This window comes from Rhodoplanes roseus, assembly GCF_003258865.1.
Lineage (GTDB): Bacteria > Pseudomonadota > Alphaproteobacteria > Rhizobiales > Xanthobacteraceae > Rhodoplanes > Rhodoplanes roseus.
Map to the genome: position 1 here is coordinate 20,982 of NZ_NPEX01000031.1, position 16,309 is coordinate 37,290.

Here is a 16,309-nt window from a genome sequence, read left to right on the forward strand (position 1 = left end):
TATCTAATGTTGACATATCGGCAAGGTTTCATATCGTCAGACAATCTGTCAAGGGAAAGACCTCGATGAGCGTGATGGGCCCCGGAATACTGTTCTCCGAAATGACGCCGCCGGAGGAGCTCGAGGAGACGTTCAACGAGTGGTACGACGGCGAGCACATTCCGGTGCGTATGGGAGCGCCCGGTTTCCTCAGCGCCCAGCGCTATCGCGACGGCGCGAGCCGCAACTACCTGGCCGTCTACGAGATGGACGGGCCCGAGGCGCTCGCCACGCCGGAATACGGCGCGATCAAGGGCCGGCCCTCGGAGCTGACGCGCAGCATCCTCGGTGCCGTGTCGGGGTTCACGCGCTATATCGGGCGCACCATCTCGGAGGCTGGGCAGGTCGGTGACACGCTGCTCGAAGCGCCCGTCCTCTATGCCGTCTTCTTCTCTGTTCCGCAGGACCGCTGCGCCGCCTTCGACGCGTGGTACGACCAGGACCACGCGCCGCTGCTCCTCTCCGACGAGCGCTGGCTCGGCATCCGGCGCTTCGACGTCGTCGACGGCGCGCCGCAGTCGTTCAACCGGCTGGCACTTCATTATCTCGCCGATCGCGCCGTGATGGAATCCGATGCCCGCCGCAAGGCGCGGGAGACCCCGTGGCGCGCCCGTCTCGCCGCGGAGCCCTGGTTCAAGGGCCACTACGTGATCTTCGATCGCCTCGGCCCGCGGCAACTGGCGAGGGCCGCATGACGGCGGCCGGCGGACCGGATGTCCTGAAGCTCGTTCGCGAGCCGGTCCCGGTCCGCGCGCTCGCCGCCGAGACGTTGCGCGAGGCCATCATCACGGGAAGCCTTGCTGCCCGGCGAGCGCCTCGTCGAAGCGACGCTCGCCAAACGCATGGGTGTGTCACGACCCTCGATTCGCGAGGCGCCGACCCAGCTCGCCGCCGAGAAGCTCGTCACCATCACGCCCAACAAGGGGCCGTCCGTCGCCGCCATCACCTGGTCGGACGCGCAGGACATCTATCACGTGCGCGCCCGCAGGGCGAACAGATGCGCCGCCTCGCGCCACGTGCAGGCGGCGGCCACCGCCGCGCGCGAGAGCCTGGACGGTCTGTCCGACCGGCTGCGAGGGCTTCAGGCAGGATGAGCGCCGCGTTCCGTGGCGGAACCGACGCACGAGCGCAAGACGGACGAGCTCAAGACGGATGGACGCAGGGATGGACAAGCGTGTTTTGATCGCCGGCGGCGGGCCGGTGGGACTGCTGTGCGCGTGGCTGCTCGGCCGGCGCGGAATTCCGGTGCGCCTGTTCGATGTCAACGACGGCCCGCAGGCCGATCCGCGCGCCGCGACGACCCATCCCGCGACCCTCGACCTGCTCGCCGACGACGGTCTTTCGGCCGACATGGCCCGGGTCGGCCTGGTCGCCCGTAAGTTCCAGTTCTGGGATCGTCCGGGCGCCGAGAAGGTCGCGGAGTTCGATCACGCCATTCTGTCGGATGTGACGAAGCATCCGTTCGTCGTCCAGTGCGAGCAGTTCAAGACGGCGCAACTCGTCCTCGATCGCCTCCGCGCGTGGCCGAATGTCGAGATCCTCTATCGTCACGAGGTGCTCACCGCGGCACAGTCCGCCGATGCCGTGGCCGTCGAGGTGCGCGGACCGGACGGCCGGGTGACGCGCCATTCCGGCGACTATCTGATCGGCGCCGACGGCGGCCGCAGCGTCGTTCGTAAGCAAGTCGATATTCCGTTCGAGGGCTTCACCTGGCCCGAGCGCTTCATCGTGCTGACGACGCCGCACGACTTCGAGGCCTCGCGGGGCCTGTGCTTCCGCAGCTACTGGGCCGACCCGGACGAGTGGTGCAACTGCTTCAAGGTCTCGCACAACGGACCGCCCGGCCTGTGGCGCTGCGTGTTCCCGACCGATCCTGAGATCGCGGAGGCCGAGCTGATGAGCGACGCCGCCGTGCAGGCGCGCATGCAGAAGTTCTTCCCGGCCGAGCGGCCCTACGAGATCGTCCACCGCAACCTCTACGTCACCCATCAGCGCGTCGCGACGACGTTCCGTAAGGGCAGGGTGCTGCTCGCCGGCGACGCCGCCCACGTCAACAATCCGATCGGCGGCATGGGCCTGAACGGCGGTCTGCAGGACGGCGCCAACCTGGCCGAGAAGCTGACCGCGCTGCTGCTCGACGGCGCGCCCGACACGCTGCTGGATCTCTACGATCTGCAACGGCGCACCGTGGCGACGGAGTTCGTGCAGGAGCAGACCATCGCCAACAAGAAGCGGCTGGAGGCACGTGATCCCGAGACGCGCCGCCAGAACCTGGACGAGCTGCGGGCGATCGCCGCCGATCCGGTGCGGGCGCGCCAGTTCCTGCTGCGTACCGCGATGATCGCCAGCCAGCGCCGCGTGGCCGACATGACCCTCGAACCCGCGTGAGACCGATGGCAAACGACACTCCCGGCCGGCCGACCGCCGCACCTTTCTGCTCCGCCTCCGACGCGTTCAAGGATGGAAGCGACACGCCGCGCAAGTTCCTGGAGCGGTGCCTGGAACGGCTCGAGGCCTGGGAACCCGCGATCGGGGCCTATGTCACCACCGATGTCGCGGGCGCGCGGGCGGCGGCCGACGCCTCGTCGGAGCGCTGGCGTGCCGGCCGGCCGCTCTCGACCATCGACGGCATGCCGGTCGGTATCAAGGACATCATCGACACGTTCGACCTGCCGACCCAGATGGGCTCGCCGATCTTCGACGGCTGGCAGGCGGGCCGCAACGCGGCGTCCGTGCTGGCGCTGTGCGACGCCGGCGCCGTGGTGGTGGGCAAGACGGTGACGACCGAGTTCGCCGCCACCGAGCCGCGCGGCACCCGCAATCCCTGGGACACGACGCGCACGCCCGGCGGATCGAGCAGCGGCTCCGCCGCCGCGGTCGCCACCGGGTCGGTTAGCGCCGCGCTCGGCACCCAGGTGATCGGCTCGATCGTGCGGCCGGCGAGCTATTGCGGCTGCGTCGGCTTCAAGCCGACGGTCGGCGCGATCAATCGCGGCGGCAGCCACGACTATCTGAGCCAGAGCGCCACCGGCGTGCTGGCGGCGTCGCTCACCGATGCCTGGCAGGTGATGATCGAGATGGCCGTCCGGGTCGGCGGCGATCCCGGCTTCGAGGGCCTGTTCGGCCCGCTGAAAATGCCGGCGCCCAAGAAGCCGGCCCGCGTCGCCGTGCTGGAGACGGCCGGCTGGGCGGTCGCGACCGACGCCGCGAAGGCGGTGCTGCACGACGCCGCCGAGCGGCTCGCCCGCCAGGGCCTCGCCGTGGTGACGCGGCGCACCGACCCACGGGTCGAGGCGGTCGAGCAGGGCATCGTCGACGCCTGGCCGCTCTCGAACCGCATCAACGCCTTCGAGTCGATCTGGCCCTACAAGGATTATCGCGCCCGCGACGCCGAGAAGCTGAGCCAGTCCTGCCGCGACCGGCTGGACGAGGCGGCGACCATCGGGCTCGACGGCTATCGGGCGGCGCTCGCCGAGCGCAATCGGGTGCGCGCCCTCTACACGGCGCTCGCCGCCGATTGCGACGCCTGCATCGCGCTGCCGGCGCCGAGCGCCGCGCCGGTGGGCCTGCGGCCGACTGGGAACCCGATCTGCGTCGTTCCGGGATCGCTGCTCGGCGTGCCGGCCCTCTCGGTGCCGCTTTTCCAGGAGGCGGGGCTGCCGATGGGGCTCCAGGTGCTGGGCTTCGTCGATGGCGACGCCGACAGCTTCGCGATCTCGGCCTGGCTGAGCGACGCGCTCGGGCACGCCGATGCGTGAGCCGCCGGCGCTGCACCCGGCGCTGTCGCGCTGGATCGAGGATGCGGGGCTGCCGCGCGCCTATCCGGATCTGCACGACCATCTGTTGGCGCTCGCCCGCGCCGGCCTGCTGGTCGTGGTCGACGAGCCGATCAACAAAGACACCGAGATGCACCCGCTGGTGCGGTGGCAGTATCGCGGCGGCATCTCCGAGCCCGACCGCAAGGCCTTCCTGTTCACCCAGCCGACCGATTCCAAGGGGCGCCGCTACGACGGCGCCGTGCTGGTCGCGGGGCTCGCCGCCAATCCGGAGGTGTATCGCATCGGCTTCGGACGGCCGCTCGAGGAGATCGGCCGCACCTGGGTCGCCGCCATCGCCACGCCGATCCCGCCGACCCTCGTCGAGACCGCTCCGTGCCAGGAGATCGTGGTGACGGGGGCGGATCTCGATCGCGACGGGCATTCGCTCGACGGTCTGCCGGTGCCGATCTCGACGCCGGGATTCGACAACGCGCCCTATCTGTCGGCCGGGCACTACATCACCAAGGATCCCGACACCGGCGTGCAGAACGTCGGCAACTATCGCGGCCAGCTCAAGGGGCCGCGGTGCCTCGGCATGAACCCGTCGGTCGAGCTGCGCGCCGGCATCTACGCGCACTGGCTGAAATACAAGGCGCGCGGCGAGCCGATGCCCTGCGCCGTGGTGGTCGGCTGCCCGCCCGCCGTGTCCTACGCCTCGGTGCAGAAGATGCCCGAGCATCTCGACGAGCTGGCGGTGGCGGGCGCCCTGGTCGGCAGCCCGATCAACGTGACGCGTGCCCGGACGGTCGACCTCCTGGTTCCGGCCGAGGCCGAGTACGTGATCGAAGGCTTCATCGCCACCGACATGCTGGAGCCCGAGGCGCCGTTCGGCGAATCGCACGGCTACGTCAATCTGCAGGAGTACAACGCCTATATGGAGGTGACGGCGATCACGCGCCGCCGCAACCCGATCCTCACCTCCTTCATCAGCCAGGTGACGCCGAGCGAATCCAGCGTGATCCGCAAGGCCGCGATGGAGCCGATGTTCCTCCATCACCTGAGGACCGCCCTGTCGATCCGCGGCGTCAAACGCGTCGCGATGCACGAGCCGCTGACCAGTTTGTATGCAGTGTTGGCGATCCAGTTCGAGCGCGGGGTGCCGGAGACCGAGGTGTGGCGCGCCCTCTACGGCGCCTCGACCCTGCACCGCTTCGCCGGAAAGTGGATCGTCGCGGTCGACGAGGACATCGATCCGGAGAACGCCGACGCGCTGTTCTGGGCCATGTCCTACCGCTGTCAGCCGCAGCACGATCTGCGCGTGCTCGATCACAAGGATCCGGGCCACGGCCCGAAAGGCCCGCGCGACGCGGGCGAAAGCGCGTCGGTGCTGATCAACGCGCTGCTGAAAGGTGTCTTCGCACCGGTCGCGCTGCCCCGTCGCGAGTTCATGGAGAACGCGAGGGCGATCTGGGAGCGTCTCGGCCTGCCGGCGCTCGAGCCGGAGGCGCCGTGGCACGGCTACGAGCTGGGGCACTGGCCGGAGGCGCTGGCGCGCCAGGCCAGGCTCGCCGTGCAGAGCGATTACTTCGCGGTTGGTACGGAGCTTGCAAAACTCCGCCGCAGCGACGTGGCGATGAACGCGCCCGTCGCGCCGACCCCCGACCACGGACACGGCTGACGTCCGGTTGCGCAAGCGAGGAGATCCCATGAGCTCACGAACGAACTGTTCCCTCCGGAGCGTCGTGCTGCTCGCGATGGCGATGCTTCCGGCCGCAGCGGGCGCGGCCGAGCTGAAGCCGTGGCGGCACGGTGTCGTCGAGGCGAAGAGCGACGCCGGCTTCGTGTTCATGGCGGCCAAGGGCGGCTTCGCCGAGAAGCAGGGCCTCGACCTGCAGATGATCCAGTTCAAGGGCGATGCGCTGGCGCTGCGCGCCCTGCTGGCCGGCGAGCTGGACAGCTACGAGGGCAGCCCCGGCGCGCCGCTGATCGCCGGCTCGCGCGGCGCCGACGTCAAGATCACGGGCTGCTACTGGCCCGGCCTCACCTACGCGATCTACGCCAAGCCGAGCATCGCCAGCGCCGCCGACCTGAAGGGCAAGACGATGGCCATCTCGGGCCCGGGCGCACTGCCGGATCTGTTCGCCCGCGCCGTGCTGGAGAAGAACGGCATCACCGGCAAGGAGGTGCAGTTCAGCGTGCTGGGCAGCGACGCCGACCGCTTCAAGGCCGTCACGGCCGGCATCGTCGACGCCTCCGCGGCGTCGACCGAGTATGTCGCCGTCGCCGGACAGTACGGCGTCAAGCTGCTGGTCCATGCCCACGATGTGGTGCCCGAGTACATTCGCTTCTGCACCTACGTCTCGGGCAAGACGCTGGCGCAGCGCGGCGACGACGCGGCGCGCTTCCTCGCCGCCGAGATGACGGCCTGGAGACACGCCCTCGACAATCGCGACAAGATGATCGCCGTCACCCGGGAGGTGACCGGTGCCAAGCCGGACGATCCGCGTCCCGGCCACGTCTACGACGAGGTGAAGCGCTACGAGGCGATCGATCCGACCATGCCGATCCAGGTCGAGAAGCTCACCTGGATGCGCGACCTGCTGATCAAGACCGGCAATCTGACGAAGCCCGTCGAGGTTCCGTCAATGATCGACGAGAAGCCGCGGGCCCGTGCGCTCGAGCTGCTCGGCAAGTGAGACGCGACGGCGGAGCGCTGCGCGCATCCGTCGATCCCCCCGGAGCGAACGAGAGCCCCCGTCGCGGGCTCCGAGGAGGCGAAAATGGGAGAAGTGAGCCTGGTCGACGTGTCCAAGCAGTTCACGTCGCGTGGATCGAATCCCCACACCGTGTTCGCCCTGCGGCGTGTCAGCTTCACCATCCGGGACGGCGAGGTCGCCGTCCTGATCGGGCCGAGCGGATGCGGCAAGACGACGGCGCTGCGCGTCGCGATGGGGCTGGAGCAGGCCAGCCACGGGCACGTGATGGTCGACGGACGCGAGGTGCACGGCTGCGGCCATGATCGCGGTATGGTGTTCCAGCACGCCGAGCTTCTGCCCTGGCTGACGGCGCTGCAGAACGTCGCGTTCGGTCTCGAGATGAAGGGCATGCGCGGGGCCGCCCTGCACGACACGGCGATGCGCTATCTCGAGCTCGTCGGCCTCAAGGACTCCTGGAACCGGCGACCTCATCAGCTCTCGGGCGGCATGCGTCAGCGCGTCGGCATCGCGCGCGCGCTGGCGATCGACCCCAAGGTGCTGCTGATGGACGAGCCGTTCGGCGCGCTCGACGCGCAGACCCGCGAGTCGCTGCAGGTCGAGCTGCTCGACATCCAGGCCCGCACCGGCAAGACGATCCTGTTCGTCACCCACGATCTCGACGAGGCCGTGCTGCTCGCCGACCGTGTCGTGGTGATGCGCGACGGCGAGCTCCAGGAGATCGTCGATGTCGCGCTGCCGCGGCCGCGCGGCGACATCGGCGCGCTGCGCAGCTCGCCGGAGTTCGGCGCGATCCGCTACCGCATCTGGCAGGCCCTGCATCAGGCGCCGGCAGTGGTCCATTGACGTCCCCGGACCGCGAGGAGATCACCATGGTCGATCTGGCCGGACAGAATCTGTCGCTCGACGCCGCCGTGAGCCGCAGGGCCAAGCGCAGGCCGGTGCCGCGCTGGGTCATCACCTGCGCCACCATCGCGGCATTCGTGCTCGCCTGGGAGATCTTCGGGCGCGACGTCAACCCGGTGTTCGGCTCCTATCCGTCGGCCATCGCGGTCGCCGGCTGGGAGCTGATCGAGAGCGGCGAGCTCGGCAAGGCGTTGCTGGAGAGCGTCCAGCCCTTCGTCCTCGCCTATGCGCTCTCGATCGTGATCGGCGTGCCGCTCGGCCTGGTGCTAGGCCGCTCGCGCGTCGCCGAGGCGGCGCTCGGCATCTTCGTCACCGGCGCGCATGCGATGCCGCTGGTCGCGCTGGTGCCGCTGCTCGTGCTCTGGCTCGGCCTCGGCTTCTGGGTGAAGGTCGCCGTGATCTTCCTGATGTGCGTGTTCCCGATCGCGATCAACACCTGGCTCGGCGTGAAGGTCGTGTCGAAGTCGCTGATCGAGGTCGGGCGGGCCTTCGTGGCCTCCGACTTCGTGATCATGCGCCGCATCGTGCTGCCGGCGACGCTGCCCTACATCATGGCGGGGCTCAAGCTCGCGGTCGGCCGTGGCGTCGTCGCCATGGTGATCGCCGAGTTCTTCACCGCCATCTCGGGCCTCGGCGGCATCATCATCAACTCGGCCAACGCCTTCGACACGGCCCGGATGTTCGTTCCCATCGTGGTGCTGATGGTGCTGGCGACGCTCCTGAACGCGCTGGTCGGCGCGATCGAGAAGCGGGTCGCCCCGTGGCAGGCCGAGATGGCGGCGCACGACTGAGCACCCCGACCACGTGAAAACGCCGGCAACGGGATGCCGGCGTTTTCGTCGCGATCGTGAGGAGACGGTTACGCCGGCTCGCCTTGCAGCACCGGATAATCCGTGTAGCCCTTCGCGCCGCCGCCGTAGAAGGTCGCCTGGTCCGGCGTGTTCAGCGGAGCGCCACGGCGCAGGCGCTCGACCAGATCCGGATTGGCGATGAAGGCCTTGCCGAAGGCGACGAGATCGACGCGGCCCGCCGCGACAGCCTCTTCGGCCAGCGCCGGCGTGTAGCCGTTGTTGGCCATGTAGGCGCCCTTGAAGGCACGGCGCAGCGCGACAAAATCGAACGGGATGTTGTCGCGCGGTCCGCCGGTCGCCCCCTCGATGACGTGCAGATAGGCCGGCTCCAGCGTGTTCATGCGCGCCACCAGATGCCCGAACAGCGCCGAGGGATCGCTGTCGGCGATGTCGTTCGCCGGGCTCACCGGCGAGATGCGGATGCCGGTCCGCTCGCGGCCGATCTCGTCGATCACGGCGCCGAGAACGTCGAGGGTCAGCCGCACCCGGTTCTCCAGGGAGCCGCCGTACTCGTCGGTGCGCTTGTTGGTGCCGTCGCGCAGGAACTGGTCGAGCAGATAACCGTTCGCCGCATGGACCTCGACGCCGTCGAAGCCGGCCGCGATGGCGTTGGCCGCAGCGCTTCGGTAGGCCCCGACGATCCCCGGCAGCTCCTCGGTGCGCAGCGCGCGCGGTGTCGAGGTCTCGACGAACTGTCCGCCGGCCCAGGTCTTGGTCTTCGCCGCGATGGCGGAGGGTGCGACCGGCGGGCGGCCGCCCGGCTGCAGCGACACGTGCGAGACGCGACCCACGTGCCAGAGCTGGATGACGATGCGGCCACCCTTGGCATGCACGGCGTCCGTCACGGCGCGCCAGCCGGCGATCTGCTCGGGGGAGTGGATGCCCGGCGTCGCCTCGTAGCCCTGTCCTTCCGGACAGATCTGGCTCGCCTCGGTGATCAGCAGGCCGGCCGACGCGCGCTGCGCATAATATTCGGCGGCGAGCGGCCCGGCGACATTGCCGGCGGCGGCCCGGTTGCGGGTCAGCGGGGCCATGACGATGCGGTTGGGAAGGTCCATGCCGCCGAGCCGGAACGGCTGGAAGAGCTTGCCGGAAGGTCCGGGACTGGTCATCATGATGCCTCGTGACTCGCGTCGAAATTGCATGACGAACGACGCGCGCGGAGCGGGCCACGCCATCGCTGTGCGATCTGGGATGCCGGCCTGCGACATCCCGACCTCACTTGGGTGCAGTGCACGCGTTCGTCAATGGCGCGTGCGGAGTAGCGCGTTCACGGCCAGCACATGAACCCGATCACCGACCCGCGGCGGGGCGATGCCGAGGACGACGCCTCCAGCACCAAGCAGCGCTCGCTGCTGTCGCTCGCCGGAAGCCTGCTCGCGGAAATCAGCTTCCCGAAGCTGATCGTCGCCTGGATCCTTCTGATCGGACTTCCCGGGCTGCTGCTCGGGGTGGCGCCGGTGCTGTCGTCGATCTGGCTCTCCACCGTGTCGACCAAGATGGCCTATGCGCTGTCGGGCGTCTGGTCGGCGCTGGTGCTCGCCGCCGTGGTCGCCATCGGCTGGTTCGGTGGCCAGCGGCTGTTCCGTATCGCCGAGGGCAGCTTCTGGGCGCTCGCCTCCCTGGCCGTCCAGCCGCTCTACGCGTTCGCACGCGAGGCGTTCCGTCATCTCGCGGAGGCCGTGCTGGCGCGCGGCGCCGGCCAGGCCCGCCGGGCCCGGCTGCGCGCCGTCTCCGCCGCCGTCGCCGGTGCCGTGGTCGCCGTGCCGGCCGTGCTGCTGATCGTGTGGCTGTGGCCGTCGACCCATTGGGTCGGCACCATGGCGGACCTCGCGGCACCGGGCCGGCTCGCGCTCACGGCGGTCGCCAACGGCGCCGTTCTGGTCGCCGGCTATTTCGCCGCGGCGGCGCTGGTGTGGGGCGTCGCCGACGCCACAATGGATCAGCCGAAGACGCTGCATTTCGCCGCGGGCGATGCCGCAGCCGGTCCGCGCCGGTGGCGCGTCGCGCATCTGTCCGACATCCACATCGTCGGCGAGCGGTGGGGCTATCGCATCGAATGCGGCCGGTCGGGGCCGCGCGGCAACGACCGTCTGCACCGGGTGTTCGCGCGGCTTGACGCGATCCACGCGGCCTCGCCGCTCGATCTCGTGCTGATCACGGGCGACGTCACCGATGCGGGACGCTCCGCCGAATGGGCCGAGTTCTTCGATGCGCTGGCGCCCTATCCGGCGATCGCCGCGCGCCTGCTGATCCAGCCCGGCAATCACGACGTCAACGTGGTCGATCGCGCCAATCCGGCGCGGCTCGACCTGCCGTTCAGCCCGAGCAAGCGTCTCCGCCAGGTGCGGGCGTTGTCCGCCATGGCGGCCGTGCAGGGGGGCCGCGTGCGCGTCGTCGACTTGCCGGCCCAAACCCTCGGCCCGACCCTGGACGAGGCGCTGGCGCCGCATCGAAAGATGCTGCGGTCCTTCGCCGACACGGGCGCCGTCCGCAAGGTCACGGCCGTGGGCGATCTGTGGGCGCGCCTGTTCCCGATGGTGCTGCCGCCCGAGACGCCGGACGGCCTCGGCGTCGTGCTGCTCGATTCCAACGCGGACTCGCACTTCTCCTTCACCAATGCGCTGGGCCTGGTCTCGACCGAGCAGATGCGCAGGGTCGAGATCGCCGTCGAGGCGTATCCCGAGGCATCGTGGATCGTCGCGCTCCACCATCACGTGGTCGAGTATCCGATGCCGGCGAAGCAGCTCTCGGAGCGGATCGGCACCGCGCTCGTCAACGGAAGCTGGTTCGTGCGCCGGCTGCAGCGGGGCGTGCCCGGCGCCGTGGTGATGCACGGTCACCGGCACATCGATTGGATCGGCACCTGCGGCGCGCTGCGCGTGGTGTCGGCGCCGTCGCCCGTCATGGAAGCGACCGACGAGCGCGACACCTGCTTCTATGTCCACACGCTGGCGGCCGGCGAGGCCGGGCGGCCGGTCATGCTCGCGCCCGAGCGGATCGTCATCCCGGGCGTCGGGCCGTGAGGTGAGTTGCGGCCGCACTCACACGGGCGTCGGCTCTGGATCGGGCGGCGGCTCGCCCGCCAGCAGGGCGGCGACCCAGCGGCTGCCGTCGTACTGCTCGCACACGGTCAGGATCGCGATCACGATCGGCACGCCCATGAACGCTCCGGCGATGCCCCACAGGAAGCTCCACAGGAACACGGCGAGCAGCACCACGAACGGCGATACCGACAGCGCGCTGCCGGCGACCCGGGGCTCGAGATAGCTGCCGACCACGAACTGGATCAGGTTCAGGCAGGCGAACACCGCCAGCATCGTCTCCCAGGATTCGAAATGCGCCAGCGCGAACAGGGTCGGCGCCAGCGTCGCCACGAACGGTCCGATGAACGGGATGTAGTTGAGCGCGAAGGCGATGACGCCCCATTCGGCGGCGAGCGGCAGGCCGATCGCCCAAGCGAAGGCGGTGACCAGCGCGCCCGTCATCACGCTCATCACGGTGCGCACGAGCATGTATTTCTGCAGCTTCGCGGCCGTCGTGGCGCCGGCCCGGACGAGCTTTTCGCCGGCCTGCGGTGAACCGATCCGACGCAGCTTGCGGGCCGTGTCCTCGACCTCGAGCAGGCCGAGGATCAGGAACACCAGCGCCACCACGGAGAAGCTCGCGACGCTCTGCAGCCGCGTGGCGATCCCCTGGATGGTGCGCACCATCCAGCTCACGCTGAAGAAGTCGCTGAACACGCCGGTCACCACGAAACCGTGACCTTCGAGCCATGCGGTCGCCTGCTGATACATGGCCTGGAAGCGCGCCGTGTCGGCGATCAGCCAGCGCGCGGCACGGCCGAAGCCCCAGCCGATCAGGGTGGCGAGGCCGGTCAGTACGACCGCGACGGCGACGACCGTGATCAGGAGCGCCACCAGCCTGGGCAGGCGGGCCTGCAGGGCGGCCTGCACGGGCCAGACGACCGCGACGACGAACAGCGCGAACACGACGGGCGCCAGGATGACGCGGCCGTAATAGAGCGCGATGAGCACCAGCACGGTGGTGCACACGGCCAGCATGGTCAGATGTCCGCGATGGATCGTCATGGTGCCTCGCTCGGCCGGTCGGGGTGGTCGGGCTCAGGCGTCGGGTGCGCCGGGGAGCTTGCGCCAGAAGCAGTCGCGGAAGCAGCATCCGGTGATGCCGCCCTCCAGGCGTTCGCCGATCCGCGTCAGCCGACCTTCGAGACCGGAGGCTGCGATCGGCTTGGCGACAGGATAGCAGGCGTTGAGACCGAGCCCGAAGGCGAAATCCGCGGCGGCGGTTCGCACCGCGTGGTTGCCCGCGCCGGTGAGCAGGATCGGGGCCGCGTAGCGGATATTGGCGAGCGCGCGCAGGAAACCGGCGACCGGGATGTCCTCGACCACGACATCGGTGAGGATGCAGTCGAAATTCTCGCTTCCGAGCAGCGCCTTGCCGTCCACATAGGTCGCCGCACCGATCGCCGCCCAGCCGGCACGATCGGCGATCGCGCAAACGGTCCGGCGCAGAGTGGGATCGTCGTCGAGCACGAGCAGGCCGCGTCGCCACGGCAGCGGCGAAGGCTTCGGCCGAAGCGCGCTCGAACTGGTCGCCACCCGTCGTCTCCTGGTAGCCCTATTGGCGCGTGCCATCCGCGACGACTATCCCGGCCGGACCGCTCGACGACCGATCATGCATAGGGTTCGCTGAAAAGGAGTTAATACCCCGCCCACCCGTCAAGGTGGTCGGCCGCGCGGGATCGTTCGAGGGCCGCGGCGGGACGCCGCATTCTCCCGGCAAAATTGCGGGGCAGGCCTTGCGGCGGCAGCGCTACCGCGGAGCTCGGCCCAGCGTGTAAGAGGGCCGGAGCGAAAGCAAAAAACGAGGAAACTGCCATGGATCGACTGCACGGAAAGGTCGCCATCGTCACCGGGGCGGGCGGCGGCATCGGCGGCGCCATCACGCGTCAGTTCGCCGCCGAAGGAGCCGCCGTGGTGGCGATCGACATCGCGGCCGAGCCGCTTGACGGCATCGTCGCGGCCGTGCGGGCGGATGGCGGCCGGATCGTCCCGCTCGTCGCCGACGTGGCGGAGGAGGAGACCTCCGAGGCCGCGGTGGCGCGCGCCGTCGCCGACTTCGGCCGCCTCGACGTGGTGGTCTCCAACGCCGTGTTCGACCTGCCGCTGGCGCCGCTGACCACGCTGTCGCTCGCCGACTGGCGGCGAACCTTCGCGGTCAATCTCGACTCGTCCTTCCTGCTGTCCAAGCACGCCATCCCGGTGATGGAGCGGGGCGGGGGCGGCAGCATCATCCTGGTGGCCTCGCAGCAGGCCCGCGTCGCCCGTCCCGGCCGGCCCTGGTATTGCGCCGCCAAGGGTGCGCTGGTGCAGCTCGCCAAGGCGATGGCCGTGGATCACTCGGCCCAGAACATCCGGGTCAATACCTTGTCGCCGGGGCCGGTGGAGACCGGACGCTACCTCAAGAATTTCGCCACGGTCGAAGCGGCGCGCGCCTCGCACCACACGCTCCTGGGCCGGCTCGGGGCGCCGGACGAGGTCGCGACCGGCGCCGTTTTCCTGGCCAGCGACGAATCCTCCTTCATGACCGGCTCGGATCTGCTGATCGACGGCGGCTACACGGCCGTGTGACGGGTTTGCCACCCCGGGCCGGCCCCTCCACCCGGGGGGTTGCGGAATCGTCCCCGCGTCCGGCATACCCCAGCCCCCGGCGTCGTGGTCCCCGCGACCGCCCCGCCGGGACCAGGCCGGGAGGACAGGCGTGACCGTATCCATCAATCGGCGCATCGCGGACGAGCTCGGGGTCAGGGAGCAGCAGGTCCAGGCGGCCGTCGAGCTGCTCGACGGTGGCGCCACCGTCCCGTTCGTCGCCCGCTACCGTAAGGAGGCGACCGGGGCGCTCGACGACTCCCAGCTCCGCACCCTGGAGGAGCGGCTGCGCTATCTGCGCGAGCTGGAGGAGCGCCGTGCCGCGATCCTCGAGTCGGTCAAGAGCCAGGGCAAGCTCGACGACGCCCTCGAAGCCCAGATCATGGCGGCGGACTCCAAGGCGCGTCTGGAAGACATCTATCTGCCGTTCAAGCCGAAGCGCCGTACCAAGGCCGAGATCGCCCGCGAGGCGGGCTTGGCGCCGCTGGCCGAGCGGCTGCTGGCCGATCCGCAGAACGACCCGCAGGCGCTGGCCGCCGAGTTCGTGAATCCCGACAAGAACGTCGCCGACGCGGCCGCGGCGCTCGAAGGGGCGCGCGCCATTCTGGTCGAGCGCTTCGCCGAGGACGCCGACCTGATCGGATCGCTGCGCGAGGCGCTGTGGACGAGCGGCAAGCTGGTCTCCAAGGTGCGCGACGGCAAGGCCGAGGCCGGCGCTAAATTCTCCGACTATTTCGACTTCTCCGAGCCGCTGGTGAAGCTGCCGTCCCACCGCATCCTGGCGATGTTCCGCGGCGAGCGCGAGGAGATGCTCGACGTACGGATCGAGGGCGAGGAGCCCGGCGCGACCGGCCCGAGCCCCTACGAGCTGAAGATCATGCACCGCTTCGCGATCGCCGATCGCGGCCGGCCGGCCGACCGCTGGCTGGTCGAGACGGCGCGCTGGGCGTGGCGCACCAAGATTTTCGTGCACCTCACCATCGACCTGCGGCTGCGCCTGTGGACGGCGGCCGAGGAGGAGGCGGTGCGGGTGTTCGCCGCCAACCTGCGCGACCTCCTGCTTGCCGCGCCGGCCGGCACGCGCGCCACCATGGGCCTCGATCCCGGCTTCCGCACCGGCGTCAAGGTCGCGGTGGTCGATGCGACCGGCAAGGTGGTGGCGACCGACGCCATCTTCCCGCACGAGCCGCAGCGCCGCTGGGACGCCTCCATCGCGACACTGGCCGCGCTCGCCCGGGCCCACAAGGTGGAGCTGATCGCGATCGGCAACGGCACCGCTTCGCGCGAGACCGACAAGCTCGCGGCCGAGTTGATCAAGAAGCATCCCGAGCTGAAGCTCTCCAAGATCGTGGTGTCGGAGGCCGGCGCTTCGGTCTACTCGGCCTCGGCCTATGCGTCGGAGGAGCTGCCCGGGCTCGACGTGACGTTGCGGGGCGCCGTCTCGATCGCGCGCCGCCTGCAGGATCCGCTGGCGGAGCTGGTCAAGATCGATCCGAAGTCGATCGGCGTCGGCCAGTACCAGCACGACCTGAGCGAGTCGAAGCTGTCGCGCTCGCTCGACGCGGTGGTCGAGGACTGCGTGAACGCCGTCGGCGTCGACGTGAACACCGCCTCGGCGCCGCTGCTCGCCCGCGTGTCGGGCATCGGCTCCGGCCTGGCGCAGAACATCGTCCTGCATCGCGACTCGCACGGCCCCTTCCCGTCGCGGAAAGCGCTCAAGGAGGTGCCGCGGCTCGGGCCCAAGGCGTTCGAGCAGTGTGCCGGCTTTCTTCGCATTCCGAACGGCGACGATCCGCTCGACGCCTCCGGCGTACACCCGGAGGCCTATCCGGTGGTGCGGCGCATCCTCGAGGCGACCAAGAGCGACATCAAGGGGATCATCGGCAACAGCGCGGCGCTGCGCAGCGTGACGCCGAAGAGCCTGGTCGACGAGACCTTCGGCCTGCCGACCGTGACGGACATTCTCAAGGAGCTGGAGAAGCCGGGCCGCGATCCGCGGCCGGCGTTCAAGACCGCCACCTTCCAGGACGGGGTCGAGACGCTGGACGACCTGAAACCCGGCATGATCCTCGAAGGCGTCGTCACCAATGTCGCGGCGTTCGGCGCCTTCGTCGACATCGGCGTGCACCAGGACGGGCTGGTCCACGTCTCGGCGATGTCGAAGACCTTCGTGAAGGACCCGCGCGAGGTGGCGAAGCCCGGCGATATCGTGCGCGTGAAGGTGCTGGAGGTCGACAAGCCGCGCAAGCGCATCGCGCTGACCATGCGGCTGGACGACCAGCCCGGCCAGGATCAGCGGTCCGGCGCCGGCCGCTCGGGCGGGGCAAGCGCCCGAGACGTGCGCAACGCGACGCGGCCGCAAGGCCGCG

At 69.8% G+C, this 16,309-nt stretch carries 14 protein-coding genes; 11 read left to right on the plus strand and 3 right to left on the minus strand.

The features are described 5' to 3' along the window. The first annotated feature begins 65 nt into the window (after positions 1–65). The 8 genes from CH341_RS06920 (at position 66) to CH341_RS06955 (ending at position 8,208) form a co-directional block, all read left to right on the plus strand. A complete protein-coding gene (locus CH341_RS06920) occupies positions 66–734 on the plus strand; it encodes a DUF4286 family protein (protein WP_146604401.1) in 669 nt (222 codons plus the stop codon). A 102-nt stretch (positions 735–836) separates the two neighbouring features. Next, positions 837–1,133, plus strand: coding sequence for a GntR family transcriptional regulator (locus CH341_RS06925; protein ID WP_111418305.1), 297 nt, complete (start codon positions 837–839; stop codon positions 1,131–1,133). Positions 1,134–1,203: 70 nt separating this feature from the next. Next, positions 1,204–2,427 carry an FAD-dependent oxidoreductase gene (locus CH341_RS06930; protein ID WP_170149507.1) on the plus strand — a complete coding sequence of 408 codons (1,224 nt, stop codon included), beginning with the start codon at positions 1,204–1,206 and terminating at the stop codon, positions 2,425–2,427. Between the two features lie 5 nt (positions 2,428–2,432). Beyond that, a complete protein-coding gene (locus CH341_RS06935; protein WP_111418307.1) occupies positions 2,433–3,797 on the plus strand; it encodes an amidase in 1,365 nt (454 codons plus the stop codon). Next, positions 3,790–5,475: a UbiD family decarboxylase gene (locus tag CH341_RS06940; RefSeq protein ID WP_111418308.1), complete on the plus strand. Its 1,686-nt coding sequence runs from the start codon at positions 3,790–3,792 to the stop codon at positions 5,473–5,475. The genes CH341_RS06935 and CH341_RS06940 overlap by 8 nt, the downstream gene beginning before the upstream one ends. Before the next feature lie 28 nt (positions 5,476–5,503). Further along, entirely contained in the window at positions 5,504–6,493 is a 990-nt protein-coding gene (locus CH341_RS06945; RefSeq protein WP_111418309.1) for an ABC transporter substrate-binding protein, read from the plus strand. Positions 6,494–6,577: 84 nt separating this feature from the next. Further along, on the plus strand, positions 6,578–7,357 hold the full coding sequence (locus tag CH341_RS06950; RefSeq protein ID WP_111418310.1) for an ABC transporter ATP-binding protein: 780 nt from the start codon (positions 6,578–6,580) through the stop codon (positions 7,355–7,357). A 26-nt stretch (positions 7,358–7,383) separates the two neighbouring features. Beyond that, positions 7,384–8,208, plus strand: a complete 825-nt coding sequence (locus CH341_RS06955) for an ABC transporter permease (protein ID WP_111418311.1) — start codon at positions 7,384–7,386, stop codon at positions 8,206–8,208. 68 nt (positions 8,209–8,276) lie between these two features. On the opposite strand, the gene CH341_RS06960 is transcribed toward CH341_RS06955, so the two are convergent. Next, positions 8,277–9,380 (minus strand): alkene reductase, encoded by a 1,104-nt coding sequence (locus CH341_RS06960; RefSeq protein WP_111418316.1) that lies wholly within the window; start codon positions 9,378–9,380, stop codon positions 8,277–8,279. A 171-nt stretch (positions 9,381–9,551) separates the two neighbouring features. Between CH341_RS06960 and CH341_RS06965 the strand changes: the two genes are divergently transcribed. Then, positions 9,552–11,294, plus strand: a complete 1,743-nt coding sequence (locus CH341_RS06965; protein ID WP_111418312.1) for a metallophosphoesterase family protein — start codon at positions 9,552–9,554, stop codon at positions 11,292–11,294. Between the two features lie 18 nt (positions 11,295–11,312). On the opposite strand, the gene CH341_RS06970 is transcribed toward CH341_RS06965, so the two are convergent. Beyond that, a complete protein-coding gene (locus tag CH341_RS06970) occupies positions 11,313–12,359 on the minus strand; it encodes an AI-2E family transporter (protein ID WP_245430919.1) in 1,047 nt (348 codons plus the stop codon). A gap of 33 nt (positions 12,360–12,392) precedes the next feature. Next, positions 12,393–12,890, minus strand: a complete 498-nt coding sequence (locus CH341_RS06975) for a DNA-binding transcriptional response regulator (protein ID WP_170149508.1) — start codon at positions 12,888–12,890, stop codon at positions 12,393–12,395. 279 nt (positions 12,891–13,169) lie between these two features. Between CH341_RS06975 and CH341_RS06980 the strand changes: the two genes are divergently transcribed. Both CH341_RS06980 and CH341_RS06985 read left to right on the plus strand, forming a co-directional pair. Further along, positions 13,170–13,922, plus strand: coding sequence for an SDR family NAD(P)-dependent oxidoreductase (locus tag CH341_RS06980; protein ID WP_111418314.1), 753 nt, complete (start codon positions 13,170–13,172; stop codon positions 13,920–13,922). 130 nt (positions 13,923–14,052) lie between these two features. Beyond that, positions 14,053–16,309 (plus strand): Tex family protein (locus CH341_RS06985; RefSeq protein WP_111418315.1); only part of this gene is annotated, 2,257 nt, incomplete at its 3' end.